The organism is Citrobacter sp. Cpo126, from assembly GCF_030332445.1.
GTDB classification, from domain to species: Bacteria; Pseudomonadota; Gammaproteobacteria; order Enterobacterales; family Enterobacteriaceae; genus Citrobacter; species Citrobacter portucalensis.
This window is the reverse complement of sequence record NZ_JAOWHT010000027.1, coordinates 32214-57645: the sequence shown is the minus strand read 5'-3', so window position 1 is coordinate 57645 and position 25432 is coordinate 32214. Positions and strand designations below refer to the sequence as shown.

Genomic DNA, 25432 nt, shown 5'->3' with positions numbered 1-25432 from the left:
ATTCTGTGCTCCAATGGTTGTTATTGTGTTTTTTTGTTACAAGTCGAACTCAATACTTAATAATGGAGCGTGTTGCTGCGCACCATAAACATCATTGTCACCGACGTTGCCGGAAATAATATCTCGTGGCATGACGATTTTTACGGCATTCGCTGGATCGAACCAGACGATATTGTGAATAAATTCAGGCTCAACATTATATAAACCGGCAATAAGCTGCGGCGTTAATTGCTCGCAGGCTTTTACCCGCTGATAGTCTTCCCTTGTTTTAAATAAAATATCTAAAACCAGTTCGTACGGTCCGGCGTTTTTGGAACGAATTACTTGCGCCAGTGAACAAATTGAGTGTTTCATGCCTGAACTCCTTCTGGCGTCACCTGTTCAATGTGGAAATCAAAACGCAGCGCATCGCTCGCTTCAATCAGGTGATAGATCGAGAACTCATACACCGGTCCACTCTGAATATCAGATGGCGAGAACGGGAAGGCGAGGTTGCCCGCAGTCGCAATGCGATTTTCATAGCCGTAGTGCAGCAGGGTAGAGCGCACCAGCGAGCAAACGCTGTTGGCGATATCCTGCGTTGGCGCAACGACATCCAGTAGAATTCCCAGTTCATGGCCCGCAGTTTTCATCGGCTCATGGTTGCCCATCACACCGTTCTTACCGTAAAGGTGGAACGTCATGCTGATACTGTCGTCATTCAGTGAGAGGTTACGTGCAACGCTTGCCTGTACCTCTTCAAGAATCGTGTCAATCCCGGCAATCATAATAGGGTCACGTGTTCCGGCGATGGTCAGGCAACGGAAGCCAACCTGGCGTGCACCTTCCAGTTTCAACGCATACGGTGTTTCTTCATGGCGTGAACCGCTGACATACACTTCACCCTCGTTAACCTGGGTGAAAGTGCATGCCTTCAGGTTCAGCACACCGCCTGGCCCTGGCAGGAAGTACGGATCTGACTTCTCGTACAGAGTGTGCGCTGCGGCGGAAGTCTCGGTGAACTTACGCTTGGGATTGAACGCCTTCAGCGTAAAGCCGTTATCGTCAATGATTCCCATCGCACAATCTGAGCCGGAACCAGGGGTGGCGGCAATGGCTGCACACTCAAGGATCTTACCGCAATGAAGCGCCAGACCTTCATCAAAGCCCTGCATAATCGGCAGCGCGGCGAAGCAGGCCGGATCGTAGGCACGTCCGCCCAGGACCACCTGCGCACCGGCTTTCAGCGCACGCTGGAAAGGCTCGACGCCCATCTGCGCGACAATGTAGGTGCTCTCTTCAATGGCCTCGTGAGTCAGTTCAGGCACAAAATCGAGCGCGGTGATTTTGCCGTTATCCAGCGCCTGATGAACGATTTCTTTGTCGACATCAGACGGAATCAACGCCATTGAGAAAGACAGTTTTTCTTCCTGCGCGATCTCATGGATTATCTGGCGACACCACTCCAGATGCGGAGCTGCACCAGAACCACCGGCTGTGCCGATCACGACAGGGATGTTGTTCTTAACGCCTGCCACAATCATATAGCGCAGATCGCGTTTCACACCGGCCCTGTCAGTAAAGGGTTTACCTGCCCCCAGGTAGTGGGGGCCAGGATCGGAGGAACCTGCGTCAACAGCAATAAGATCCGGTGACTCTTCCATGGCTTTACGAAAACTTTCTTCCGGGAAGCCATAACCCAGGATAGCCGTAGGCGATAAGATCTTAAATGTGCGTGCCATCTCTTAATCCTTAGTTTGCAACAGCGCGATGGTGCGGTTCATTTCGTTAAACACGATGTTGAGACCTTCATCGAAACCCATACCCGGTTTGATCAGCATGCGCATTGGACGCGCGGCCAGCGCGACGTGTACGCAGGTACGAGCACTGATTTCCGTTTCGTTACAGGTACCGCCCTGATAGGCTTCCATTCCGTGTTTGTTGCAATACAGCACTGCATCAACGATGTTGTGAATACCGCCCAGGTCCGGGGTTTTAATCTGCACCATGTGGCAGCTGCCCGCGTCGGTGAAGTCCACGATGTCCTGATAGGTGTTACACCATTCATCCGCAACGATTTTCACGCCGGAACCCAGACGAGTCAGCTCCTGAGTGATCTCGGTTAACATGCGGATCTGATCCGGCTTGTTACCGGCATCAACCGGGCCTTCAATGTACAGCGGCAGGCCTTGCGCTTCGGCTTCCAGGCTGGCGATGTATTCGGCGCAACGCACTGGATCCATATCGAAGATCAGACCGATGGTGCCGTAGACATCAATGTGCAGCGTCGGGTGATAGCTTTCGTTGGTGCGCAGGCTCAGGATGCGGTTAGACAACCAGCGGACGTACTCACGCAGTTTTTCACCTTTAAAGCCCAGCTTCTCTTCTACGTTATTGATCAGCGCATGCGGTAGGACATCCACACCTTTGAGGATCATCTTGTCGACGGCGATATAACGGTCGTCGCCGCTCTGACCAAATAACGGAATGGCTTCCGGGACGCATGGCAGCTGCCATTCATCACAAACCACTTCGGCTTTCAGACGACCGGTAGCCAGTGCCGCCGCGTCGAGCAGCGCCTGAGACAGACCATAACGTACGGCGGTATGCAGCAGATGGCCGTCAATACGCAGTTCGTCAAAGAAACGGGCGTTGGTCAGGAACGAATCAACGTCACGACCTTCCAGTAACGGCTTGATGTGGTCGTTGAGGAACGGAATGAAGTTTTCAGCCAGGAACAGTGGGTCACGACCGCCTGCACCTGAATATTGCACCGCTGCGCAATCGCCCACAGCTACCGCGCCGTTTTCCAGAATCAGCTGTACGGAAACACATTCACCCGCCTGACGAACAGACGTAAATCCTGGCGTTACCGGATCGCCGGTATAGATAAACCCGTCATGACCGGCGCCGTTTTTGATGGCCTGCTGATCGTCAAAATAAAATGAGGAGTAGCCAGCTGTGAAAAGGGCCTGTTTAATTTTCATTATGGTCTTCCTATTAATTTACTGTGGGATACGGCGTTGATGTCATCAATGACCATCTGGAAAGAAGGCTTGCGACCTTCGAAATGTGCGCGCTCTGCAACGTAGTCGTGGTGCAGGGCGAGAATATCTTTCGGCAGCGGCACGGCACCGGCTTCAAGAATACGGATTGCGCCTGTGTTATCGCGAACAGGCAGGATCTTACCGGCGTTACAGGCGGCAGGAGCGAAAGGCACATCCAGCACGCCAGCTTCAAAGGCCAGCACCGTACCGCGCGCAATGTCGCCATTGCCCAGTTCGAAGACTTTCTTCAATACCGCGCGGACTTCGCTCTTAATCAGGTCAACTTCCTGCTCCACGGCAGCGCACTGCGGGAATTTCTGATCGCTGACCATGTTGAGCATCTGGCGTGACGCTTTCAGACCCTGGGCGTTAGCTGCCGCGGTTGGGATACCGAATGCTTCGTGCGGACTTTTGGTAATGACTTTTGTGGCACCAGACATACCGGCAACCGCTGCGCCCCAGGCGATAACGGAGAAGGCTTTTGCTTCATCTTCCGGGAATCCGCCCATCCACTGGTGGAAAACGGTGCTCAGCTCGTAATCGTCGAAGCCATGGTTATGGAAGTATTCGTGGGACAGTTCACGCAGTGCCTGAATAGCAGCGATATCCTGTGTCAGGCTACCGACCTGGCCGTAACCGACGGTAATAGACTTCACGCCCTGCTCCAGCGCCAGCAGACCTTCGATAATCGCGACTGAGTGGGACATGAACGGCGGGATTAGCGTGCCGGTCAGCGGACCAAACGGTTCACGGTTGATGCGAATGCCGTTCTCTTCGTACAGACCCATCAGACGGTCGCAGTACTGCCAGTCGCGGATGGATTTTTCCAGGGTGACGCGTTTGGCGTAAGGGATGTTGTAGGAGATACCGCCGCCTTCGTAGCTGGTAAAGCCACTGGCCATGGCGATTTCTGCCAGCAGACGCGCATCCGGTGTACCGTGGCGAACCTGGATCGGTTTATCCAGCGATTCAGTCATACGACGGCAGGCAGCAACCCCGTGATTGACGACCGGTAAACCATTCAGCTTGGAAGTACCTGCTTCGATGGATTTTTGGATCCCGACAGCGGCTTCTTCATAGCGGTTCAGACGGGTATAGGCATCGATAGTACTTGGCAGGAGGTCGCACTCTTCCTGCAATGTTTTGAGCAGCGCAATATGCTCATCCATTAATGCCACACCTGCGCGCGGCTGGCTCAGAGTTTTACCTTCCTGATCGGCCTTCAGCAGGGCGAGGGAGAAACGCTTTTTCTCTGGAATTGATTGCTGGTACTTCACGCCATCTTCGAAGTTCTCAACGTCTTTGCCGGTTTCCCAGGTTTGTAACACCTGATGCCTTTCGGTCATGAATTCGTCGTGGGTCAATTTTTTATTTCGAAGTTCCATTCGTAGCTGCCTTAAGTTTTATAGGGTTAAACACTGAATGCTGGTGCGAGCAGCGGCTTGCGGGTACAGCCTGGCGACGTTTGCCAGTAGAGGGAGCAGGCCATTTGAATCGCGGTAATACTCAAACTGATTCGGTAACAGAATTCTTTTACCCTGGTCGTCCAGCTCCCTGTATTTGAGCCAGTTATGGATATCGAACTGGCTGGCGCGAGAGAGCCATCCCCCTGAACCGACGACTTTGCGTACGGTGGTGAGATCGCGACCCATCTGTAAATCCACATTACCCACGCAGGTGCAAACCTGCTTTTTAGTGCCCGCGTGGCGCTCAGCGGCATAGCCCACGCATAAACCTGCCAGCAGGGTGTCGAAATATTTCTCTTCCTCGCTGAGTGGCAGGTAATCCGGTTGCCCAACCAGGTGGCGTAGATAGCGGTAAAACGCTTCCTCGCGCTGTGGCTGTTGGGCGAAGATGACTTTCACCATATCCTGCGTGCTTTCTCCCACCACAACGGCGGAAACGCGCATTCCAAGGTCGCCTTCAACGGTACGTTTGACGAACGGTTCAGGAACACCATGCAGGACGGTATCGGGGGAGAGGGTATTCGCGCTGGCCGAATAGACATCCGTGGTGGCTCCGCCCATATCAATCAGCATGAATTCCTTCCATGCGCTGTCGTAATCGCTAATGGCTTTGACTAACTCATATACCGTCCATGGCGTCGGCATAGGCTCTTCGCCTGTTTCGCCGACGATAACGTCCAGACCTTTGCCTTTGACGATGCGTGACAAGAACACATCGCAAATCGCCTGGCGCGCGGCAAACGGATTCGGGTGATCGAGGTCCGGCAGAATGTTGTCTACCGTGGTCAGATCCTTATGTCCCAGAATCGTTTGTATTTCGTCCTGAATGTCCCGGTTTCCGGCGTAGATAATGGCGCAATCAAGCTTTGAGCCTGCCAGCGCGTGCGCATTCGCCAGGCCGTAACTTTCTTCGCCACCGTCTGTCCCGCCGGTAAACAACAGAATGTCTGGCGGTGATGATTCCAGCTCCTGGATGTCATGACGGTTCAGCTTGTACGAATAATATTGCGCGATTTTCGCTCCTGCCGAATGGGCGGTAACTTTTGCCGACTCCAGCGTAATGGAAGGCACCAGCCCCATTGCTGCAACGGCGAGCCCACCTTTCGCTGAGGAGGAGTATTTCAACTGCACTTCACCACTTTTCAGTAACGGGCGAGCATCGGCAACATTCAGCACCTGATTCAGGCTGGCAAAAAAACCGTCTGCCAGATGATGTGTGGTGGTTGGGGTCAGGACATGGTTTACCAGGGTTAATTCCTCGCCTTCATGTGCGAAGAGGGCTGCCTTGGTCCATGTCGAGCCGATATCGACAGAAACTGTTTGCATCAGATGGCCTCTTCCAGGCAACGCTGTTCGAGGCCATTGTGTTGGTGAATATCATTAGTGATAAGCGCGCAAACATCTTCCAGATCGTGGCTGGGGGCGAAGACCCGGTTAAAGCCCATCTCTTTAAACTTCACTTCCACGTCGGCGAAGTCATGTTTACCGACGACCAGGTTGCCGCCGACGTACAGCAGAATGTCGCCAAGGCCGCGTTCGATGCAGCGCTCACGTAGTCCGAGGCAGTCAATGTCGCCATGACCGTAGATAGAGGACACCACGATGGCATCGGCGCCTGTTTCAATCGCAGCATCAATATATTCATCCTGGCTCACCATCACCCCGAGGTTGATTACGTGAAAATCATGAGCAGTAAAAACGCGATCCAGAACTTTATTACCTACTGCATGGCAGTCAGCACCGATGACGCCAATAACAAGTGTAGATTTCTTCATGGGTAATCCTCTGTAGGGCTGATGGTCAATAAGTGAAATTATTTTCTAATATTTAGAACATGGATTGTGACAACCTCTTAATAGGGTTGGAGTTTCTGTGGAAGCGAAAAAGGAAGCAATTGATCTATTTTCAAAATATCCTGAGAAAAATGATTGTTATATTTGCCATCTATAAAATCCGTTAATAATCAATGTGATGGGTTATCTTTTCTTAGCTTTGTTTAATTTATTAGGGAATTGGGTAATAAATGACTTGCCATGTTTGTGATCGAAATCTTATTTTGTTATGCGCGCCATTTATGACGTGTTTTAAATAATTTCAAAAATCCCAATTACTAATTAACTTGTGAACGACATAACGGTTTTTTATTTTTTAATCTTATATGTCACAATTCATTTTTGTTAAATTTAGGATAAAAATGATAAGGAAATGTTTGTGGCATATTTAATCTTTGCCACATAAGAGAGGAGGGGTGTTAATGATAACTTTCAGTGATGATTTAAGCGAGACGTCAGCGTTCTCTCGCAGAACGACAAACGCAATGCATCGGTCATTGTGGAACGTTTTCGCTTCCAGTTGAGATAGTTACATCTCGGTGTTAATTATAAGTAAAATTTAAATGAACAATTTGTATGAAATAACAAATCCATGACTTGCTAAACAAAAAACTGTGAGCTACCCAGCATTAGTGATTCTTTATCTGCTATCAATTTTGTCAGCCGGGCTGGTTAAAAGATCGTGTACATTTAAATAAATATCCTATCATTTGTAGTAACGGTAATTACTCATTGAAAAACATGTTGTTAACATCGCGTTTACTAGTGGCGTGAGTGCTAAACACTATTAACATTAAATTTGAAAATTGATTTAAATCAATGTTTAAAACTTGGAAAACAGCACCAAAAGAGGTTAAATTGCTTCAGATCAAATTGGTTTGAAAGTGGTAAATTAGCTATAAATTGATCACTATCGAAAAATGCAAATTTGTCTCGATAAAAACCTGTTTATTGTAAGGATTTTACGGCGTAATATAATTGCGGGATCAATTTGAGTGTTTTATTAACATGTTTGTAACCTTTCATCATTGTCCTTTCTTCAAATGAGAGGAAAGGGTAGCGGCGGAAGGAAGCAGATAAATTTGTATTGGGGCATGCGTGTGACCCTTTCTAACGGGGTTCACTCTCGGAGTCTTCATGCGATGAGCAAGGAGTCATGATGTTAGATATAGTCGAACTGTCGCGCTTACAGTTTGCCTTGACCGCGATGTACCACTTCCTGTTTGTGCCACTGACGCTCGGTATGGCGTTCTTGTTGGCCATCATGGAAACGGTCTACGTCCTTTCCGGCAAACAGATTTATAAAGATATGACCAAGTTCTGGGGCAAGTTGTTTGGTATCAACTTCGCTCTGGGTGTGGCTACCGGTCTGACCATGGAGTTCCAGTTCGGGACTAACTGGTCTTACTACTCCCACTATGTAGGGGATATTTTCGGTGCGCCGCTGGCGATCGAAGGTTTGATGGCCTTCTTCCTCGAATCCACCTTTGTAGGTCTGTTCTTCTTCGGCTGGGACCGTTTGGGTAAAGTCCAGCATATGTGTGTCACCTGGCTGGTGGCTCTGGGTTCTAACCTGTCCGCGTTGTGGATTCTGGTTGCGAACGGCTGGATGCAGAACCCAATCGCAGCGGATTTCAACTTCGAAACCATGCGTATGGAGATGCTGAGCTTCTCTGAACTGGTGCTCAACCCGGTAGCACAGGTGAAATTTGTTCACACTGTGGCATCTGGTTATGTATGTGGCGCGATGTTCGTTCTGGGTATCAGCTCCTACTATATGCTGCGCGGTCGTGACTTCGCGTTTGCTAAACGTTCTTTTGCTATCGCTGCCAGCTTTGGTATGGCTGCTATTCTGTCTGTTATCGTTCTGGGTGATGAATCTGGTTACGAAATGGGCGACGTGCAGAAAACCAAACTCGCTGCGATTGAAGCAGAATGGGAAACTCAGCCTGCACCGGCTTCCTTCACGCTGTTCGGTATTCCGGACCAGGATGCGCAGGAAAACCATTTTGCGATTCAGATTCCTTATGCGCTGGGCATAATTGCCACCCGCTCTGTTGATACACCGGTCATTGGTCTGAAAGACCTGATGGTGCAACACGAAGAGCGTATCCGTAACGGGATGAAAGCATATCAGCTGCTGGAAGAACTGCGTGCTGGTACTACCGACCAGGCCGTTCGCGACCAGTTCAACAGCATGAAGAAAGACCTGGGTTATGGTCTGCTGTTGAAACGCTATACGGACAAAGTTACCGACGCGACCGAAGCTCAAATTCAGCAGGCAACGAAAGATTCTATTCCTCGCGTTGCGCCGCTGTACTTCGCTTTCCGTATCATGGTGGCATGCGGCATTTTGATGCTGGCAATTATCGCGGTGTCCTTCTGGACCGTGCTTCGTAACCGTATCGGTGAGAAAAAATGGCTGCTGCGCACCGCGCTGTATGCGATTCCTCTGCCGTGGATTGCTATTGAATCCGGTTGGTTTGTTGCAGAGTACGGTCGTCAACCGTGGGCGATTGGTGAAGTGTTACCAACAGCCGTAGCGAACTCTTCGCTGACTGCTGGCGACCTCATCTTCTCGATGCTGTTGATTTGCGGCCTGTATACCCTGTTCCTGGTGGCTGAACTGTATCTGATGTTCAAGTTCGCACGCCTTGGGCCGAGTAGCCTGAAAACCGGTCGTTATCACTACGAGCAGTCCACTGTGACTTCTCAGCCGGCACGCTAAGACAGGAGTCGTCAAATGATCGATTATGAAGTATTGCGTTTTATCTGGTGGCTGCTGGTTGGCATTCTGCTGATTGGTTTTGCAGTCACTGATGGCTTCGACATGGGGGTGGGCATGCTCACCCGTTTCCTCGGTCGTAATGATACCGAGCGTCGAATTATGATTAACTCCATCGCCCCGCACTGGGACGGTAACCAGGTTTGGCTCATCACCGCGGGTGGCGCACTGTTCGCTGCCTGGCCGATGGTCTATGCCGCTGCGTTCTCCGGTTTCTATGTGGCGATGATTCTGGTTCTGGCGTCCTTGTTCTTCCGTCCGGTCGGTTTTGACTACCGCTCTAAGATTGAAGATATGCGCTGGCGCAACATGTGGGACTGGGGCATCTTCATTGGTAGTTTCGTGCCACCGCTGGTGATTGGCGTGGCGTTCGGTAACCTGCTGCAAGGGGTTCCGTTCCACGTAGATGACTACATGCGTTTGTACTACACCGGTAACTTCTTCCAGTTGCTGAATCCGTTTGGTCTGCTGGCAGGTGTCGTGAGCGTTGGGATGATCATCACCCAGGGTGCGACCTATCTGCAGATGCGTACGGTAGGTGAACTGCATCTGCGTGCTCGTGCAACTTCACAGGTTGCGGCGCTGGTGACTCTGGTCTGCTTCGCGCTGGCCGGTGTGTGGGTGATTTATGGTATTGACGGTTATGTTGTGACCTCAGCACTGGATCATCATGCTGCCTCTAACCCGCTGACCAAAGAAGTGGCTCGTGTGGCTGGCGCATGGATGGTGAACTTTAACAATGCACCTATCCTGTGGCTGGTTCCTGCACTGGGCGTGGTTCTGCCGCTGTTGACCATCCTGACTTCTCGTATGGAGAAAGGGGCATGGGCGTTCGTCTTCTCCTCACTGACGTTAGCCTGCATCATCCTGACTGCCGGTATCGCAATGTTCCCGTTTGTGATGCCATCCAGCACCATGATGAACGCAAGTTTGACCATGTGGGATGCCACCTCCAGCCAGCGTACATTGAATCTGATGACCTGGGTCGCGGCGGTGTTTGTACCGATCATTCTGCTGTACACCAGCTGGTGTTACTGGAAGATGTTCGGTCGCATCACTAAAGAAGATATTGAAAGCAACACCCACTCTCTGTACTAAGTAAGGAGCTTAAAATGTGGTATTTCGCATGGATTTTGGGAACGCTTCTTGCCTGTGCATTTGGGATAATCACAGCGCTGGCGCTTGAGCACGTTGAATCAGGCAAAGCCGGGCAAGAAGATAGCTAATGACCAACATTATCGCGATGGTATACAACGCGATGGACAAGCGCCCCTTGCGGGCGCTTTCATTTGTGCTGGCAATCGTGTTGGCTGGCTGCATATTCTGGGATCCGTCTCGTTTCGCGGCCAAAACCAGCGAGCTTGAAATCTGGCATGGTTTCCTGCTGATGTGGGCGGTCTGCGCAGGCATTATTCACGGCGTTGGCTTCCGTCCTCGCGCCGTACATTGGCAGGGCATCTTCTGCCCGCTGATCGCGGATATTGTCCTCGTTGTTGGTCTGATTTTCTTCTTCTTTTGAATAAGAAACATCCTTAAATATTTATGGGCTTGCATAAGCCCATAATTTTTTACTCTCCGTTTACTTTCCCCCATTCCAAAGCACCATTCCCGCGCGTATAGTAGCGAAGTTTGAAAGCACTAACCTTTTGTTGCATTACCGGGATGTACAGTGAAGACAGCGCGATATACAACGACATTCTTGATGCATCGCGGCGGCAAGAACGCGAATCACCAGACGCTTACGAAGGTAAGTAACTGGTGCGAGTGGGCGAAGCCAACAAAGAGGCAGTAGGAATGAATAAGTATATGTTTCGATGGCCGGTTCGTGTCTATTATGAAGATACCGATGCCGGTGGGGTGGTTTACCACGCCAGTTACGTCGCTTTTTATGAAAGAGCACGCACAGAAATGCTTCGTCATCATCACTTCAGTCAGCAGGTCCTGTTGGCCGAACGTGTAGCCTTTGTGGTGCGCAAGATGACCCTCGAGTATTTTGCGCCTGCCCGGCTCGACGATATGCTCGAAGTTCAAACCGAAATTACGTCAATGCGTGGCACCTCATTGGTTTTCACGCAACGCATTGTCAACGCAGAGAACACCGTGCTGAATGAAGCCGAAGTTCTGATTGTTTGCGTTGATCCACTCAAAATGAAGCCTCGTGCGCTTCCCAAGTCTATTGTCGCGGAGTTTAAGCAGTGACTGACATGAATATCCTTGATTTGTTCCTGAAGGCAAGCCTTCTGGTTAAACTTATCATGTTGATTTTGATTGGTTTCTCAATCGCATCCTGGGCCATTATCATCCAACGGACCCGTATTCTTAATGCTGCTTCACGTGAAGCCGAAGCATTTGAAGACAAGTTCTGGTCCGGCATTGAATTGTCGCGCCTGTACCAGGAAAGCCAGGGGCGTCGTGATAATTTGGCGGGCTCGGAACAAATTTTCTATAGCGGATTCAAAGAATTTGCGCGTTTGCATCGGGCAAATAGCCACGCGCCGGAAGCGGTCGTAGAGGGGGCTTCCCGTGCGATGCGTATCTCGATGAACCGTGAACTGGAAACGCTGGAAACGCATATTCCATTCCTCGGCACCGTTGGCTCCATCAGCCCGTATATCGGTCTGTTCGGTACCGTTTGGGGGATCATGCACGCATTTATCGCGCTGGGCGCGGTAAAACAGGCCACGCTGCAAATGGTCGCACCGGGTATCGCAGAAGCGTTGATTGCAACGGCTATCGGTCTGTTTGCGGCAATTCCAGCGGTTATGGCCTACAACCGTCTGAACCAGCGCGTGAACAAACTGGAACTGAATTACGACAACTTTATGGAAGAGTTCACCGCGATTCTGCACCGCCAGGCGTTTACCGTTAGCGAGAGCAACAAGGGGTAAGCCATGGCCAGAACGCGTGGACGAGGTCGTCGCGAACTCAAGTCCGAAATCAATATTGTACCGCTGCTCGACGTACTGCTGGTGCTGTTGCTGATCTTTATGGCAACCGCGCCGATCATTACGCAGAGTGTGGAAGTCGACCTGCCGGATGCGACCGAATCGCAAGCCGTCAGCAGTAACGACGAACCCCCGGTCATTATTGAAGTTTCCGGTATTGGGCAATACAGCGTGGTGGTTGAGAAAGATCGTATGGATCAACTGCCGCCGGAGCAGGTTATCGCGGAGGCGAAAAGCCGCCTGCAGACCAATCCGAAAACGGTCTTTTTAATCGGTGGTGCGAAAGACGTGCCTTATGATGAAATAATTAAAGCGCTGAACTTGTTACACAGTGCAGGCGTAAAATCGGTTGGCTTGATGACGCAGCCAATCTGATGACTGCGTTTTGCTGGCTTGAAAGATAGCACGTAACAGGCGAACAGTTTTTTGGGAACCGAGAGTGTCAAAGGCAACCGAACAAAACGACAAGCTCAAAAGGGCGATAATTATTTCAGCGGTGCTGCATGTCATTTTATTTGCAGCGCTGATCTGGAGTTCGTTCGATGAGCACATTGATGCTTCAGCCGGCGGCGGTGGCGGTTCGTCCATCGACGCCGTTATGGTCGATCCAGGCGCCGTTGTGCAACAGTACGACAGGCAGCAGCAACAGCAGGCAAGTGCGAAACGTGCTGAAGAGCAGCGTGAAAAGCAGGCGCAGCAGCAAGCTGAAGAACTTCGCGAGAAGCAGGCAGCTGAGCAAGAGCGACTGAAGCAGCTGGAAAAAGAACGTTTAGCCACGCAGGAAAAAGTGCGCGAACAGGCGGAACAGCAGAAGCAAGCTGAAGCCGCCGCAGCGAAAGCGCAAGAGCAACAGAAACAGGCTGAAGAGGCTGCGGCGAAGGCTGCTGCAGACGCGAAGGCTAAAGCTGATGCTCAGGCGAAGCAAGCGGCAGATGCCGCGAAGAAAGCCGCTGCGGACGCACAGAAAAAAGCTGAGGCTGAAGCCGCTAAAGCCGCCGCTGATGCGAAGAAAGCTGCAGAAGCACAAGCTGCTAAGGCAGCTGCGGACGCTGCGAAGAAAGCACAGGCTGAGGCCGCTAAGCAAGCTGCAGCCGAGAAAGCTGCTGCTGAGAAAGCAGAAAAAGCCGCTGCCGCGAAAGCTGCCGCTGCTGAAAAAGCGGCGGCTGATAAGAAAGCCGCTGCAGAAAAAGCAGCGGCAGACAAAAAAGCTGCAGCTGAGAAAGCCGCTGCCGATAAGAAAGCTGCGGCAGATAAAGCAGCTGCTGCTAAAAAGGCTGCGGCCGAAAAAGCCGCTGCAGCCTCTGGCGTTGACGAGTTGTTGGGTGACCTGAGCTCCGGTAAGAATGCACCGAAATCGGGCGGTGGAGCGAAAGGAAACGGCCAACCGGCGAAAGATAGTGGTACAAGTGGTGCCAATGGCGGTGCATCTGGCGCTGATATCAGTGCTTACGCATCTCAAATTCGCAATGCGATCCAGAGCCGTCTGTATGGTGCAGATTTGTATGCAGGTAAATCTTGCGTATTACATATCAAGTTAGCACCCGATGGTCTGTTACTGGATGTGACCGAAGAGGGCGGGGATCCGGCATTGTGTCAGGCTGCGCTGACGGCTGCGAAAACCGCAAGAATTCCTAAACCGCCTAGCCAGGCAGTTTATGAAAAAGTAAAAGATGCCAAACTGGACTTCAAACTGTAATAACGCCCCCTGAGAAATCAGGGGAAACGGTCTAAGGTTGAGACAGAGTTCTGGTAGTTTTGTGTATTTGAGTTTGTTAACATTCTGCTAAATTATCGTGGGCTTTCCGTCCAGATAAGGGAGATATGATGAAGCAGGCATTACGAGTAGCATTTGGTTTTCTGATGCTGTGGGCAGCGGTGCTGCACGCAGAAGTACGTATCGAGATCACCCAGGGGGTGGACTCGGCGCGCCCGATTGGTGTTGTCCCCTTCCAGTGGGCAGGACCGGGTGCTGCACCTGAAGATATCGGTGGTATCGTAGGTGCTGACCTGCGTAACAGCGGTAAATTTAACCCGTTAGACCGTTCTCGTCTGCCTCAGCAGCCCGGTACCGCGCAGGAAGTTCAACCTGCCGCGTGGTCTGCGCTGGGCATTGATGCCGTAGTCGTCGGCCAGGTTACGCCGAACCCGGATGGTTCTTACAGCGTTGCCTATCAGCTGGTTGACACCGGTGGCGCACCGGGTACCGTACTGGCACAGAACACCTATAAAGTGAACAAGCAGTGGCTGCGTTACGCGGGCCATACTGCAAGTGACGAAGTGTTTGAAAAACTGACCGGCATTAAAGGTGCATTCCGTACCCGTATCGCTTATGTTGTTCAGACCAACGGTGGTCAGTTCCCGTACGAATTACGTGTGTCCGACTACGATGGTTACAACCAGTTCGTGGTACACCGTTCTCCGCAGCCGCTGATGTCTCCGGCGTGGTCCCCGGACGGTTCAAAACTGGCGTACGTTACCTTCGAAAGCGGTCGTTCTGCACTGGTTATTCAGACACTGTCTAACGGCGCGGTTCGTCAGGTAGCCTCGTTCCCACGTCACAACGGTGCGCCTGCGTTTTCTCCGGATGGCAGCAAACTGGCGTTTGCCCTGTCTAAAACCGGTAGCCTGAACCTGTATGTCATGGACATTGGTTCCGGTCAGATCCGTCAGGTGACGGATGGTCGTAGCAACAACACGGAACCTACCTGGTTCCCGGACAGCCAAAACCTGGCCTTTACGTCTGACCAGGCCGGTCGTCCGCAGGTATATAAAGTTAACGTCAACGGCGGTGCTCCGCAGCGCATTACCTGGGAAGGTTCGCAAAACCAGGATGCGGATGTGAGCAGCGACGGTAAATTTATGGTAATGGTAAGCTCGGCCAACGGTCAGCAACACATTGCCAAACAAGATCTGGTAGCGGGTGGCGTACAAGTTCTGTCGTCAACGTTCCTGGACGAAACGCCAAGTCTGGCACCTAACGGCACTATGGTAATCTACAGCTCTTCTCAGGGGATGGGATCCGTGCTGAATTTGGTTTCTACAGATGGGCGTTTCAAAGCGCGTCTTCCGGCAACTGATGGACAGGTTAAATTCCCTGCCTGGTCGCCGTATCTGTGATAATAAATAATTGATTAATAAAGGAATCATTGAAATGCAACTGAACAAAGTGCTGAAAGGGCTGATGATTGCTCTGCCTGTTATGGCTATTGCAGCGTGTTCTTCTAACAAGAACGCCAGCAATGACGGCAGCGAAGGCATGCTGGGTGCCGGCACTGGTATGGATGCAAACGGCAGCGGCAACATGTCTTCTGAAGAGCAAGCGCGTCTTCAGATGCAACAGCTGCAGCAGAACAACATCGTTTACTTCGATCTGGACAAGTACGATATCCGTTCTGACTTCGCTGCAATGCTGGATGCTCACGCTAACTTCCTGCGTAGCAACCCGTCTTACAAAGTCACCGTAGAAGGTCATGCGGACGAACGTGGTACTCCTGAGTACAACATCTCCCTGGGTGAGCGTCGTGCGAACGCCGTTAAGATGTACCTGCAGGGTAAAGGCGTTTCTGCTGACCAGATCTCCATCGTTTCTTACGGTAAAGAAAAACCTGCAGTACTGGGTCATGACGAAGCGGCTTACGCCAAAAACCGTCGCGCCGTACTGGTTTACTAAGAGAATTGCATGAGCAGTAACTTCAGACATCATCTGTTGAGTCTGTCGTTACTGGTTGGCATAGCGGCCCCTTGGGCCGCTTTTGCACAGGCGCCAATCAGTAGTGTCGGCTCTGGCTCGGTCGAAGACCGTGTCACTCAACTCGAGCGTATTTCTAACGCTCACAGTCAGCTTTTAACCCAACTCCAGCAACAACTCTCCGATAATCAGTCCGATATTGATTCCCTGCGCGGTCAAATTCAGGAAAATCAGTATCAACTGAATCAGGTTGTTGAACGCCAGAAGCAGATATTGCTGCAGATGAATAATCTTGGTAGCGGTAGTGCACCTGCGGCGCAATCTGCGGGCGGCGATCAGAGTGGGGCAGCAGCAACCCCTGCACCTGATGCGGGTGCAGCGGCAGCGTCAGGTGCTCCGGTACAAACTGGCGATGCGAATACCGATTACAATGCGGCCATTGCTCTGGTGCAGGATAAATCCCGCCAGGATGACGCGATTGAAGCATTTCAGAACTTCATTAAAAAGTACCCAGACTCAACTTACCTGCCAAATGCGAATTACTGGCTGGGTCAGTTGAATTACAACAAGGGGAAAAAAGATGATGCAGCGTTCTATTTTGCTTCAGTAGTCAAAAACTTCCCGAAATCACCAAAGGCTGCAGACGCGATGTATAAAGTCGGCGTCATCATGCAGGACAAAGGTGATAAAGAGAAAGCGAAAGCCGTTTATCAGCAGGTTATCACTAAATACCCTGGCACTGATGGCGCGAAACAAGCGCAAAAACGCCTTGGCGCGATGTAATGAACACCATGCGACCAGAAATCGTGTTAATTCTGGTCGCGTCGTGTGATTCCTAAGCAGTTGAGTTATTTACATCGAAATTTTTGTTGCGCTAAAATCTGAAATCAGTAATATATGCCGCCGTTGCCAAGGGATATCAAACAGCCCGAAAGCGGCAAAAAAAGTGGGTCGTTAGCTCAGTTGGTAGAGCAGTTGACTTTTAATCAATTGGTCGCAGGTTCGAATCCTGCACGACCCACCACTAACTTAGTTAGTAAGTAGTATCCAGCGCAGTATCGGGTGATTAGCTCAGCTGGGAGAGCACCTCCCTTACAAGGAGGGGGTCGGCGGTTCGATCCCGTCATCACCCACCACTCGGGGCGTTAGCTCAGTTGGTAGAGCAGTTGACTTTTAATCAATTGGTCGCAGGTTCGAATCCTGCACGCCCCACCAACTTTAACATCGTACTCAGATGTTAAACGTGAAGGATAACGTTGCTTTAGCAACGGCCCGTTAGGGCGAGACGAAGTCGAGTCATCCTGCACGCCCCACCAATTTATTGGTGGCACCGAGTAAAAATTTTCAGGTTATACCCGAGCGGGTCGTTAGCTCAGTTGGTAGAGCAGTTGACTTTTAATCAATTGGTCGCAGGTTCGAATCCTGCACGACCCACCATCCTGAAAGTATAAAGAAGTAAACCCCATAAGGGGGCGTTAGCTCAGTTGGTAGAGCAGTTGACTTTTAATCAATTGGTCGCAGGTTCGAATCCTGCACGCCCCACCAGTGTAAAAAGGCGCCCTAAAGGCGCCTTTTTGCTATCTGCGATTTATAAGATTCGAATCTGCTTGCCTGATGCGCTTCGCTTATCAGTCCTACAGACGACACTATTCACGTAAGCCGGATAAGACGTCAGTCGCCTTCCGGCATTCCTCACACGCAATTATTGTGACTTTCTTACGCCAATCCGCTATCTTGTTTAGCATATAAAACAAATCTAACCGAATACGGCGTGCGTCACGCTTTTAATCGGTTATTTCGTTAAGCCAGTAAAACGAGAAAGCAAGATGAGCGTGATGTTTGATCCAGAAGCAGCAATTTATCCGTTTCCGCCGAAGCCAGCCCCGCTGAGTGTGGATGAAAAGCAATTTTATCGTGAAAAAATCAAGCGCCTGCTGAAAGAGCGTGATGCCGTTATGGTCGCGCACTATTACACCGATCCTGAAATTCAGCAGTTGGCCGAAGAGACCGGTGGTTGTATTTCTGATTCTCTGGAGATGGCGCGTTTCGGCTCAAAACATTCTGCCTCTACGCTGTTGGTTGCAGGCGTGAGGTTTATGGGGGAAACCGCCAAAATCCTCAGCCCGGAAAAGACCATCCTGATGCCGACCCTACAGGCGGAATGCTCATTAGATCTGGGCTGTCCGATTGATGCGTTCAGCGCGTTTTGCGATGCGCACCCGGATCGTACCGTGGTGGTTTACGCCAATACCTCAGCCGCCGTTAAAGCACGTGCGGACTGGGTCGTCACATCCAGTATCGCGGTAGAACTTATTGAGCATCTTGATAGTTTGGGTGAAAAAATCATCTGGGCTCCGGACAGACATCTGGGCAACTACGTCCAAAAACAGACCGGTGCAGACGTTCTTTGTTGGCAGGGGGCCTGTATCGTCCACGACGAATTTAAAACTCAGGCTTTAACACGCATGAAGGGGCTTTACCCTGATGCCGCGGTGTTGGTGCACCCGGAGTCCCCTCAGTCTATCGTTGATATGGCCGATGCGGTTGGCTCAACCAGCCAGTTAATCAACGCAGCTAAATCGTTACCGCATCAACAGCTGATTGTGGCGACTGACCGGGGCATATTTTACAAAATGCAGCAGGCCGTTCCGGATAAAGAATTGCTTGAAGCGCCGACGGCTGGTGAGGGGGCAACCTGCCGCAGCTGTGCGCATTGTCCGTGGATGGCGATGAACGGCCTCAAGGCGATTGCTGAGGGCCTGGAACAAGGCGGAGCGGCTCATGAGATACATGTTGATGCTGCGCTGCGAGAAGGGGCGTTGTTGCCGTTAAACCGCATGTTGGAATTTGCGGCTACACTTCGAGCTTAATTAATTTTTTTGCTCTGGGGGAAAAGATGGACTTTTTTAGCACGCAGAACATTCTGGTACATATTCCGATTGGCGCTGGCGGTTACGATCTGTCGTGGATCGAAGCTGTGGGGACGATCGCCGGGTTGCTGTGTATTGGCCTGGCAAGCCTTGAGAAAATCAGCAATTACTTCTTCGGCCTGATAAACGTCACGCTGTTTGCGATTATCTTCTTTCAGATCCAGCTCTATGCAAGCCTGTTGCTGCAAGTTTTCTTCTTTGCCGCCAACATCTACGGCTGGTATGCCTGGTCCAGGCAAACCAACCAGCATGAAGCGGAACTGAAAATTCGCTGGTTGCCGTTACCAAAAGCGATCGGCTGGCTGGCGGCTTGCGTGGTGGCGATCGGCCTGATGTCGGTCTATATCGATCCGGTCTTTGCGTTCCTGACCCGCATTGCGGTGAACATTATGCAGGCATTAGGATTGCAGGCTGTTGTGCCTGAGTTGCAACCCGATGCATTCCCGTTCTGGGACTCCTGCATGATGGTGTTGTCGATTGCGGCGATGATCCTGATGACGCGTAAGTACGTTGAAAACTGGCTGCTGTGGGTGATCATTAACGTAATAAGCGTAGTGATTTTCGCCCTGCAAGGCGTATATGCCATGTCGCTGGAATATGTGATCCTGACGGTTATCGCACTGAACGGTAGCAGGATGTGGATTAACAGCGCGCGCGAGCGGGGTTCCCACGCGCTGTCCCATTAATGGTGATGGTGTGAATGGCCGGATACCCCCTGATACAGGTGGCAGTCCGGCCCATTACACGGCTGATACTCCATCTGGATCGTGGCGTGTTCAATCTGGTAGTGATGGATAAGGAAATGCTGAATACGCTCCAGCAGCGCGTCGTGATCGTGCGGCGGGACCACCTGCACATGCAGCGTCATTACCGGTTTTTCACCCACCATCCAGACATGGACATGGTGCACATTGCGGACTTCGGGGATATCCCGGCTGAGATGGCGCTGTAGTGCGGCGATATCCAGCGTCAGCGGGGCGCCTTCCAGTAATTCATTAACGCTATCCTTTAACAGTCGCCAGGCGCTACGCAGTACCAGCACGGAAACCAGAATCGAGAGAATCGGGTCCGCAGGCGTCCAGCCCGTCCAGATAATAATCAGCGCAGCGATGATCGCCCCGACCGAGCCGAGTAAATCGCCCATCACATGTAGTGCCGCGGCGCGGACGTTCAGGTTTTTCTCCTCACTGCCGCGGTGTAGAACCCAAAAAGCCAGCACGTTAGCCAGTAAACCCGCGACAGCTATAACCATCATCATGCCGCCAGCCACGGGGCGGGGCGTATGGAAGCGCTCAATGGCTTCCCAGACGATTAAAATGGTGATCACGACCAATGCGATGGCGTTAACAAACGCGGCCAGTGTCGTGAGCCTCAGCCAGCCGAAGGTGTGTCGTATTGTGGGCGGGCGATGGGAAAACCGGACGGCCAGTAGCGCAAAAAGGAGCGCTGCGGCATCAGTGAGCATATGCCCGGCATCGGCCAACAAGGCCAGTGAACCTGAAAGTATGCCACCCACCACTTCAACCAACATAAATCCGGCTGTAATGCAGAATGCAAACATCAAGCGGCGGGCATTATTGTCCTTGGGTTGCTCAGAAGAAGTATGAGTATGCGAGTGCGCCATTATGCCATCCCTTTGTTATTCTCATCTTTACTGTATGCCATCATACCGTTTTTGGGATGATAAAATTAAAAAGGAGAGCTATTGCTCTCCCATTATTAGCTTTATTTTCAGCGTTACTGCGTAGTGCCATCAGTTTTTGTCTCAGCATCATTGTTAATGCCGTTTCCGGTCTCAACCTTCTTATTCACATCAGGGCAGCGACCGTCCTTACACATGGTGTTTTTGTGCATCTCGTCTTTGGTCATCCCTTCATGGTTCATTGATGAACCGTTCGGGTGCAGCATTGTGCCACCCGAATTCACGTTACTGTTGTCGACATTATTTGGTGCCACGTTTTCGCGTGCGTCTGGGGCGACCTGACCGGCATCCGCCGAGGAATTTGCCTGGCCGTTATTGGACTGCGTATTGGTTTCAGCAGCCAGCGCCGCGCCGCTGGCGAGGCTGAGTGTAGCGGTAAGAAAGAGTGAAGCCAGCTTTGTCATATGCATAATATGCTCCTGTTATGGTCGATATGTCGGATAACGTCTTCCAACAGTGCATGTGCCAGTTACATCATCAATATGTGGTTAATAGTTTTGCCAGAGAAATTAAACCCAGCATAGAATCTTGAAATTTATGAAAATTAAAGCTGTTACAGTTATAAATTGTAGGTTGGATCTCGTTTTTCGCTACTTTATTGCGTTTTTTTGGCCAATTCCAGGATTAATCCGCCCAAAGTGTAAAACCCCGTTTACACTTTATGACTGAAGATATAGATTGGAGGGATTGCATTCATTAATATAAGTATGGCAACGCTGGAATAATCATGAATTATCAGAACGACGATTTACGCATTAAAGAGATCAACGAGTTATTACCGCCAGTCGCATTGTTGGAAAAATTTCCCGCTACTGAAAATGCCGCAAACACGGTGGCTCATGCCCGTAAGGCGATTCATAAAATCCTGAAAGGGAGTGACGATCGCCTGTTGGTAGTGATTGGGCCTTGCTCTATTCATGATCCGGCAGCTGCTAAAGAGTATGCCGCTCGCCTGCTGGCGCTGCGTGAAGAGTTAAAAGGCGAGCTTGAAATCGTTATGCGCGTCTATTTTGAAAAACCGCGAACTACCGTAGGCTGGAAAGGGCTTATCAACGATCCGCACATGGACAACAGCTTCCAGATCAACGATGGGCTGCGCATTGCGCGTAAACTGCTGCTGGATATCAATGACAGCGGATTGCCTGCAGCGGGTGAATTCCTCGATATGATTACGCCGCAATACCTCGCCGACCTGATGAGCTGGGGCGCGATTGGGGCACGTACCACAGAATCTCAGGTGCACCGCGAATTGGCGTCTGGTCTGTCCTGCCCGGTTGGCTTTAAAAACGGTACTGATGGCACGATAAAAGTAGCGATTGATGCGATTAACGCCGCAGGAGCGCCGCACTGCTTCCTGTCTGTGACCAAATGGGGTCATTCGGCGATCGTAAATACCAGTGGTAATGGCGATTGCCATATTATTTTGCGCGGCGGCAAAGAGCCGAACTACAGCGCTCAGCACGTTGCCGATGTGAAAGAAGGTCTGATCAAAGCAGGGCTTTCAGCGCAGGTGATGATCGACTTTAGCCATGCCAACTCCAGCAAGCAGTTCAAAAAGCAGATGGATGTCGCGAAAGATGTTTGCGGACAAGTTGCTGGGGGCGAAAAAGCAATTATTGGTGTGATGATCGAAAGCCATCTGGTAGAAGGTAATCAGAACCCGGATAGCGGTGAGCCGCTGACCTACGGTAAGAGCATCACCGATGCCTGCATTGGCTGGGAAGATACCGATGCAGTATTGCGCCAGCTGGCGGATGCGGTAAAAGCGCGCCGCGGTTAAAAAATTCATCCGGGCTACGCTCGGTAGGCCGGATAAGGCAACGCCGTCATCCGGCAATAAAAAAGCGTGGAGCATTCCACGCTTTTCTCGTTTGATCCGGGATGAAAATTACTTCGCTTTACCCTGGTTCGCAACGGCTGCCGCTTTTGCTGCGATCTCGTCAGCATTACCCAGATAGTAGTGTTTGATTGGTTTGAAGTTTTCGTCGAACTCATATACCAGCGGTACGCCGGTTGGGATGTTCAGTTCAAGGATCTCATCTTCGCCCATGTTATCCAGGTATTTCACCAGCGCACGCAGGGAGTTACCGTGAGCGGCGATAATTACGCGCTCACCGCTTTTCATGCGCGGCAGAATGGTTTCGTTCCAGTAGGGGATAACGCGATCGATGGTCAGCGCCAGGCTTTCGGTAACCGGTAACTCTTTGTCGGTCAACTTCGCATAGCGCGGATCGTGACCCGGATAACGCTCGTCATCTTTGGTCAGTTCCGGTGGCGTTACCGCAAAGCCGCGACGCCATTGCTTAACCTGCTCGTCACCGTATTTTTCAGCGGTTTCCGCTTTGTTCAGACCCTGCAGCGCGCCGTAATGACGTTCGTTCAGTTTCCAGGATTTTTCAACCGGCAGCCAGGCCTGATCCAGTTCGTCCAGTACGTTCCACAGGGTGTGGATGGCACGTTTCAGCACAGAGGTATAAGCAAAATCGAAGCTGTAGCCTTCTTCTTTCAGCAGTTTACCTGCCGCTTTTGCTTCGCCCACGCCTTTCTCTGACAGATCAACGTCATACCAACCGGTAAAACGGTTTTCGTTGTTCCACTGACTTTCACCGTGACGTACCAGAACCAGCTTAGTTACAGCCATACACTCACTCCTATAAATCATATTGAATGATAATAATTCTCATTATATTGCCGTAAAGCGTCAGCGGCAATGCTTACGCATAACCATAGCGAAAATAGCGCCACAGTGTAAGGTTCTTGTGAATTCAAGGTTGCGATTTTGTCTTTGAGTGGTGGGGATTTGAGCGGTTCTACTGTGATAAACAAATAACAGGCCCGCTACGTTACGTCATCGGGCCTGTGAGGGGAAAGGATCAGACTGGAATAAACTGATATTCCGTCACGCTGGCATACTCTTCACCCGGGCGTAAGAAGCAGTCCGGCTGCTGCCACTCTGGATGGTTTGGGCTGTCCGGGAGAAACTCACTTTCCAGCGCCAGACCTTGCCAGTCTTCGTAGGCGTCTGGCCCACGAGATGGTGTACCGCCGAGGAAGTTGCCGGAGTAAAACTGCAATGCCGGGGCGGAGGTGTATACCACCATCTGCAGTTTTTCATCCTGGGACCACAGTCGGGCGACCGGCGTACGCGCATTGCCCTGTGCCTGAAGCAGGAAGGCGTGATCGTAACCTTTCACCTTGCGCTGATCGTCATCGGCAAGAAATTCACTGCTGATGATTTTAGGCGTGCGGAAATCGAAAGTGCTACCAGCGACGGATTTCAGCCCGTCATGCGGGATGCCCATTTCATCAACCGGCAAGTACTCGTCCGCCATAATTTGCAGCTTATGCTGGCGCACATCCGTTTTGTCACCGTCGAGGTTAAAATAAACGTGATTCGTCAGATTCACCGGACAGGGCTTATCGACCGTGGCGCGGTAGGTTATCGAAATACGATTATCGTCAGTCAGGCGATACTGCGCGGTGGCGCAAAGATTACCAGGGAAACCCTGGTCGCCATCGTCAGATGTTAAGGCGAACAGCACCTGACGGTCATTCTGATTCACTATCTGCCAGCGACGTTTGTCGAAACCGTTCGGTCCGCCGTGCAGTTGGTTATCACCCTGGCTTGGCAGCAATTCAATGGTTTCGCCGGCAAAGGTATAGTGGCTGTTGGCGATACGGTTAGCGTAGCGACCAATTGAAGCGCCCAGAAACGCAGCCTGCTCCGGGTATTGTTCCGGACTGGCGCACCCGAGTAATGCTTCGCGCACGCTACCATCGCTAAGCGGAATACGCGCAGAGAGCAGCGTCGCGCCCCAGTCCATGAGCGTGACGACCATCCCTGCGTCATTGCGCAGGGTGAGCAGGCGAAACGGCTGACCGTCCGGAGCCTGCACAGGGATTTCGCTTAACATTGTCCTGCTCCTTGTGAAGGTTTGCAGACGTAGAATGTTTCTTTGATACCGGTTTTTGCTTCGTATTGTTCCGCGACGGCCTGCTGTACGGCAGGTACCAAATCTTGCGGGATCAGCGCCACGATGCAGCCGCCGAAGCCGCCGCCGGTCATACGGACACCGCCTTTATCGCCGATGGTCGCTTTGACAATCTCGACCAGCGTATCAATTTGCGGCACGGTAATTTCAAAGTCATCGCGCATTGAGGCGTGAGATTCCGCCATCAGCTGGCCCATGCGCAGCAGGTCGCCTTTTTCCAGCGCCTGTGCGGCTTCAACGGTACGCGCATTTTCCGTGATCACGTGGCGAACGCGTTTGGCGACAATCGGATCCAGTTCGTGGGCGACGGCGTTGAAGGCTTCAAGGCTGACATCACGCAGCGCTGGCTGCTGGAAGAAACGCGCGCCGGTTTCGCACTGTTCGCGACGGGTGTTGTATTCGCTACCGACCAATGTGCGTTTAAAGTTACTGTTGATGATCACCACCGCGACGCCCTCAGGCATGGAAACGGCTTTGGTTCCCAGGGTTCGGCAGTCGATCAGTAGCGCATGATCTTTCTTGCCAAGTGCCGAGATCAGTTGATCCATAATGCCGCAGTTACAGCCGACAAACTGGTTTTCAGCTTCCTGGCCATTCAGGGCAATCTGCGCGCCGTCGAGCGGCAGATGATAGAGCTGCTGGAATACCGTACCCACAGCGACTTCCAGTGAGGCAGAAGAGCTTAAGCCCGCACCCTGCGGGACGTTACCGCTGATCACCAGATCAGCACCGCCAAAGGCGTTATTGCGCTTTTGCAGATGTTTCACTACGCCACGCACGTAGTTTGACCACTGCTGGCTGTCATGAGCGATAATCGGCGCATCAAGCGAGAACTCATCAACCTGATTGTCGTAATCAGCGGCGATCACGCGGACTTTTCGATCGTCGCGTGCCGCACAGCTGATAACGGTTTGATAGTCGATAGCGCAGGGCAGAACGAAGCCGTCGTTATAATCGGTATGTTCACCGATCAGGTTCACACGACCCGGTGCCTGAATAGTATGGGTGGCAGGGTAGCCAAATGTTTCAGCAAACAGAGATTGTGTTTTTTCTTTCAGACTCATTA

Annotated in this window: 25 protein-coding genes and 5 tRNA genes; 19 read left to right on the top strand and 11 right to left on the bottom strand. The window is 51.4% G+C overall.

What is annotated here, in order from left to right; all coding sequences use genetic code 11:
* Positions 1 to 36: 36 nt before the first annotated feature.
* Genes OGY17_RS05295 through glmS form a run of 6 tightly spaced genes read right to left on the bottom strand, consistent with a single transcriptional unit; the run spans position 37 to position 6267 of the window.
* Positions 37 to 354: a DUF4387 domain-containing protein gene (locus OGY17_RS05295; RefSeq protein WP_003831425.1), complete on the bottom strand. Its 318-nt coding sequence runs from the start codon at positions 352 to 354 to the stop codon at positions 37 to 39.
* On the bottom strand, positions 351 to 1721 hold the full coding sequence (locus OGY17_RS05290; protein WP_286606560.1) for an acyclic terpene utilization AtuA family protein: 1371 nt from the start codon (positions 1719 to 1721) through the stop codon (positions 351 to 353). The genes OGY17_RS05295 and OGY17_RS05290 overlap by 4 nt, the downstream gene beginning before the upstream one ends.
* A 3-nt stretch (positions 1722 to 1724) precedes the next feature.
* Positions 1725 to 2966: a methylaspartate ammonia-lyase gene (locus OGY17_RS05285; RefSeq protein ID WP_008784155.1), complete on the bottom strand. Its 1242-nt coding sequence runs from the start codon at positions 2964 to 2966 to the stop codon at positions 1725 to 1727.
* The gene (locus OGY17_RS05280) at positions 2966 to 4411 is read right to left on the bottom strand and encodes a methylaspartate mutase subunit E (protein ID WP_003831428.1); all 1446 of its coding nucleotides are present in this window, start codon (positions 4409 to 4411) and stop codon (positions 2966 to 2968) included. The genes OGY17_RS05285 and OGY17_RS05280 overlap by 1 nt, the downstream gene beginning before the upstream one ends.
* A gap of 18 nt (positions 4412 to 4429) precedes the next feature.
* A complete protein-coding gene (gene glmL, locus OGY17_RS05275) occupies positions 4430 to 5818 on the bottom strand; it encodes a methylaspartate mutase accessory protein GlmL (RefSeq protein ID WP_003831429.1) in 1389 nt (462 codons plus the stop codon).
* Positions 5818 to 6267, bottom strand: a complete 450-nt coding sequence (gene glmS, locus OGY17_RS05270) for a methylaspartate mutase subunit S (protein WP_003022963.1) — start codon at positions 6265 to 6267, stop codon at positions 5818 to 5820. The genes glmL and glmS overlap by 1 nt, the downstream gene beginning before the upstream one ends.
* 1216 nt (positions 6268 to 7483) lie before the next feature.
* Between glmS and cydA the strand changes: the two genes are divergently transcribed.
* From cydA to pnuC, 18 genes are all read left to right on the top strand, one after another.
* Complete coding sequence (gene cydA / locus OGY17_RS05265) at positions 7484 to 9052, top strand: cytochrome ubiquinol oxidase subunit I (RefSeq protein ID WP_008784156.1); 1569 nt, start codon at positions 7484 to 7486, stop codon at positions 9050 to 9052.
* Between the two features lie 15 nt (positions 9053 to 9067).
* Positions 9068 to 10207, top strand: a complete 1140-nt coding sequence (cydB, locus tag OGY17_RS05260) for a cytochrome d ubiquinol oxidase subunit II (protein WP_003831431.1) — start codon at positions 9068 to 9070, stop codon at positions 10205 to 10207.
* 14 nt (positions 10208 to 10221) lie between these two features.
* Positions 10222 to 10335, top strand: a complete 114-nt coding sequence (gene cydX / locus OGY17_RS05255) for a cytochrome bd-I oxidase subunit CydX (RefSeq protein ID WP_003022970.1) — start codon at positions 10222 to 10224, stop codon at positions 10333 to 10335.
* Positions 10335 to 10628, top strand: a complete 294-nt coding sequence (gene ybgE / locus OGY17_RS05250; RefSeq protein ID WP_003831434.1) for a cyd operon protein YbgE — start codon at positions 10335 to 10337, stop codon at positions 10626 to 10628. The genes cydX and ybgE overlap by 1 nt, the downstream gene beginning before the upstream one ends.
* Positions 10629 to 10903: 275 nt before the next feature.
* A complete protein-coding gene (gene ybgC / locus OGY17_RS05245) occupies positions 10904 to 11308 on the top strand; it encodes a tol-pal system-associated acyl-CoA thioesterase (protein ID WP_003831439.1) in 405 nt (134 codons plus the stop codon).
* A complete protein-coding gene (tolQ, locus tag OGY17_RS05240; RefSeq protein ID WP_003022976.1) occupies positions 11305 to 11997 on the top strand; it encodes a Tol-Pal system protein TolQ in 693 nt (230 codons plus the stop codon). Before ybgC ends, tolQ begins: the two co-directional genes overlap by 4 nt.
* Before the next feature lie 3 nt (positions 11998 to 12000).
* On the top strand, positions 12001 to 12429 hold the full coding sequence (gene tolR, locus OGY17_RS05235; protein ID WP_003022978.1) for a colicin uptake protein TolR: 429 nt from the start codon (positions 12001 to 12003) through the stop codon (positions 12427 to 12429).
* A 64-nt stretch (positions 12430 to 12493) separates the two neighbouring features.
* On the top strand, positions 12494 to 13750 hold the full coding sequence (tolA, locus tag OGY17_RS05230) for a cell envelope integrity protein TolA (RefSeq protein WP_286606556.1): 1257 nt from the start codon (positions 12494 to 12496) through the stop codon (positions 13748 to 13750).
* Between the two features lie 128 nt (positions 13751 to 13878).
* Positions 13879 to 15171: a Tol-Pal system beta propeller repeat protein TolB gene (gene tolB / locus OGY17_RS05225; RefSeq protein WP_003022981.1), complete on the top strand. Its 1293-nt coding sequence runs from the start codon at positions 13879 to 13881 to the stop codon at positions 15169 to 15171.
* A gap of 34 nt (positions 15172 to 15205) precedes the next feature.
* On the top strand, positions 15206 to 15724 hold the full coding sequence (gene pal / locus OGY17_RS05220; RefSeq protein ID WP_003022983.1) for a peptidoglycan-associated lipoprotein Pal: 519 nt from the start codon (positions 15206 to 15208) through the stop codon (positions 15722 to 15724).
* Between the two features lie 9 nt (positions 15725 to 15733).
* Positions 15734 to 16525 carry a cell division protein CpoB gene (gene cpoB, locus OGY17_RS05215; RefSeq protein ID WP_003831441.1) on the top strand — a complete coding sequence of 264 codons (792 nt, stop codon included), beginning with the start codon at positions 15734 to 15736 and terminating at the stop codon, positions 16523 to 16525.
* Between the two features lie 165 nt (positions 16526 to 16690).
* Positions 16691 to 16766, top strand: a tRNA-Lys gene (locus OGY17_RS05210).
* Positions 16767 to 16802: 36 nt separating this feature from the next.
* A tRNA-Val gene (locus OGY17_RS05205) sits at positions 16803 to 16878 on the top strand.
* 3 nt (positions 16879 to 16881) lie between these two features.
* Positions 16882 to 16957 (top strand) — tRNA-Lys (locus OGY17_RS05200).
* A gap of 146 nt (positions 16958 to 17103) precedes the next feature.
* Positions 17104 to 17179: transfer RNA gene (locus OGY17_RS05195), tRNA-Lys, on the top strand.
* Between the two features lie 32 nt (positions 17180 to 17211).
* A tRNA-Lys gene (locus OGY17_RS05190) sits at positions 17212 to 17287 on the top strand.
* Positions 17288 to 17568: 281 nt separating this feature from the next.
* Positions 17569 to 18612 carry a quinolinate synthase NadA gene (nadA, locus tag OGY17_RS05185; RefSeq protein WP_003837113.1) on the top strand — a complete coding sequence of 348 codons (1044 nt, stop codon included), beginning with the start codon at positions 17569 to 17571 and terminating at the stop codon, positions 18610 to 18612.
* Between the two features lie 26 nt (positions 18613 to 18638).
* Entirely contained in the window at positions 18639 to 19358 is a 720-nt protein-coding gene (pnuC, locus tag OGY17_RS05180; protein ID WP_286606554.1) for a nicotinamide riboside transporter PnuC, read from the top strand.
* Here the strand turns inward: pnuC and zitB are convergent.
* Together zitB and OGY17_RS05170 are read right to left on the bottom strand one after the other, a co-directional pair.
* Positions 19355 to 20296, bottom strand: a complete 942-nt coding sequence (zitB, locus tag OGY17_RS05175) for a CDF family zinc transporter ZitB (RefSeq protein ID WP_032942740.1) — start codon at positions 20294 to 20296, stop codon at positions 19355 to 19357. The genes pnuC and zitB overlap by 4 nt on opposite strands.
* Positions 20297 to 20409: 113 nt before the next feature.
* Positions 20410 to 20784, bottom strand: a complete 375-nt coding sequence (locus tag OGY17_RS05170) for a YbgS-like family protein (protein WP_003022994.1) — start codon at positions 20782 to 20784, stop codon at positions 20410 to 20412.
* 317 nt (positions 20785 to 21101) lie between these two features.
* Between OGY17_RS05170 and aroG the strand changes: the two genes are divergently transcribed.
* The gene (gene aroG / locus OGY17_RS05165; protein ID WP_003831449.1) at positions 21102 to 22154 is read left to right on the top strand and encodes a 3-deoxy-7-phosphoheptulonate synthase AroG; all 1053 of its coding nucleotides are present in this window, start codon (positions 21102 to 21104) and stop codon (positions 22152 to 22154) included.
* A gap of 108 nt (positions 22155 to 22262) precedes the next feature.
* On the opposite strand, the gene gpmA is transcribed toward aroG, so the two are convergent.
* The 3 genes from gpmA to galK all read right to left on the bottom strand — a co-directional run bounded on the left by gpmA (position 22263) and on the right by galK (position 25430).
* Positions 22263 to 23015 (bottom strand): 2,3-diphosphoglycerate-dependent phosphoglycerate mutase, encoded by a 753-nt coding sequence (gene gpmA, locus OGY17_RS05160; protein WP_003022999.1) that lies wholly within the window; start codon positions 23013 to 23015, stop codon positions 22263 to 22265.
* Positions 23016 to 23247: 232 nt separating this feature from the next.
* Positions 23248 to 24288: a galactose-1-epimerase gene (gene galM / locus OGY17_RS05155; RefSeq protein ID WP_191215036.1), complete on the bottom strand. Its 1041-nt coding sequence runs from the start codon at positions 24286 to 24288 to the stop codon at positions 23248 to 23250.
* Entirely contained in the window at positions 24282 to 25430 is a 1149-nt protein-coding gene (gene galK / locus OGY17_RS05150) for a galactokinase (protein ID WP_032942744.1), read from the bottom strand. Before galK ends, galM begins: the two co-directional genes overlap by 7 nt.
* Between the last annotated feature and the right edge of the window lie 2 nt (positions 25431 to 25432).

Excerpts from the sequence above, each read along its gene's own strand:
- ybgC (WP_003831439.1), top strand. The coding sequence starts at position 10,904 with ATGAATAAGTATATGTTTCGATGGCCGGTTCGTGTCTATTATGAAGAT.
- pnuC (WP_286606554.1), top strand. The coding sequence starts at position 18,639 with ATGGACTTTTTTAGCACGCAGAACATTCTGGTACATATTCCGATTGGC.
- pal (WP_003022983.1), top strand. The coding sequence starts at position 15,206 with ATGCAACTGAACAAAGTGCTGAAAGGGCTGATGATTGCTCTGCCTGTT.
- zitB (WP_032942740.1), bottom strand. The coding sequence starts at position 20,296 with ATGGCGCACTCGCATACTCATACTTCTTCTGAGCAACCCAAGGACAAT.
- tolB (WP_003022981.1), top strand. The coding sequence starts at position 13,879 with ATGAAGCAGGCATTACGAGTAGCATTTGGTTTTCTGATGCTGTGGGCA.
- galK (WP_032942744.1), bottom strand. The coding sequence starts at position 25,430 with ATGAGTCTGAAAGAAAAAACACAATCTCTGTTTGCTGAAACATTTGGC.
- gpmA (WP_003022999.1), bottom strand. The coding sequence starts at position 23,015 with ATGGCTGTAACTAAGCTGGTTCTGGTACGTCACGGTGAAAGTCAGTGG.
- galM (WP_191215036.1), bottom strand. The coding sequence starts at position 24,288 with ATGTTAAGCGAAATCCCTGTGCAGGCTCCGGACGGTCAGCCGTTTCGC.
- ybgE (WP_003831434.1), top strand. The coding sequence starts at position 10,335 with ATGACCAACATTATCGCGATGGTATACAACGCGATGGACAAGCGCCCC.
- glmS (WP_003022963.1), bottom strand. The coding sequence starts at position 6,267 with ATGAAGAAATCTACACTTGTTATTGGCGTCATCGGTGCTGACTGCCAT.
- OGY17_RS05285 (WP_008784155.1), bottom strand. The coding sequence starts at position 2,966 with ATGAAAATTAAACAGGCCCTTTTCACAGCTGGCTACTCCTCATTTTAT.
- OGY17_RS05295 (WP_003831425.1), bottom strand. The coding sequence starts at position 354 with ATGAAACACTCAATTTGTTCACTGGCGCAAGTAATTCGTTCCAAAAAC.
- tolR (WP_003022978.1), top strand. The coding sequence starts at position 12,001 with ATGGCCAGAACGCGTGGACGAGGTCGTCGCGAACTCAAGTCCGAAATC.
- glmL (WP_003831429.1), bottom strand. The coding sequence starts at position 5,818 with ATGCAAACAGTTTCTGTCGATATCGGCTCGACATGGACCAAGGCAGCC.
- cydB (WP_003831431.1), top strand. The coding sequence starts at position 9,068 with ATGATCGATTATGAAGTATTGCGTTTTATCTGGTGGCTGCTGGTTGGC.
- cydX (WP_003022970.1), top strand. The coding sequence starts at position 10,222 with ATGTGGTATTTCGCATGGATTTTGGGAACGCTTCTTGCCTGTGCATTT.
- nadA (WP_003837113.1), top strand. The coding sequence starts at position 17,569 with ATGAGCGTGATGTTTGATCCAGAAGCAGCAATTTATCCGTTTCCGCCG.
- OGY17_RS05170 (WP_003022994.1), bottom strand. The coding sequence starts at position 20,784 with ATGCATATGACAAAGCTGGCTTCACTCTTTCTTACCGCTACACTCAGC.
- aroG (WP_003831449.1), top strand. The coding sequence starts at position 21,102 with ATGAATTATCAGAACGACGATTTACGCATTAAAGAGATCAACGAGTTA.
- OGY17_RS05280 (WP_003831428.1), bottom strand. The coding sequence starts at position 4,411 with ATGGAACTTCGAAATAAAAAATTGACCCACGACGAATTCATGACCGAA.
- cydA (WP_008784156.1), top strand. The coding sequence starts at position 7,484 with ATGTTAGATATAGTCGAACTGTCGCGCTTACAGTTTGCCTTGACCGCG.
- cpoB (WP_003831441.1), top strand. The coding sequence starts at position 15,734 with ATGAGCAGTAACTTCAGACATCATCTGTTGAGTCTGTCGTTACTGGTT.
- OGY17_RS05290 (WP_286606560.1), bottom strand. The coding sequence starts at position 1,721 with ATGGCACGCACATTTAAGATCTTATCGCCTACGGCTATCCTGGGTTAT.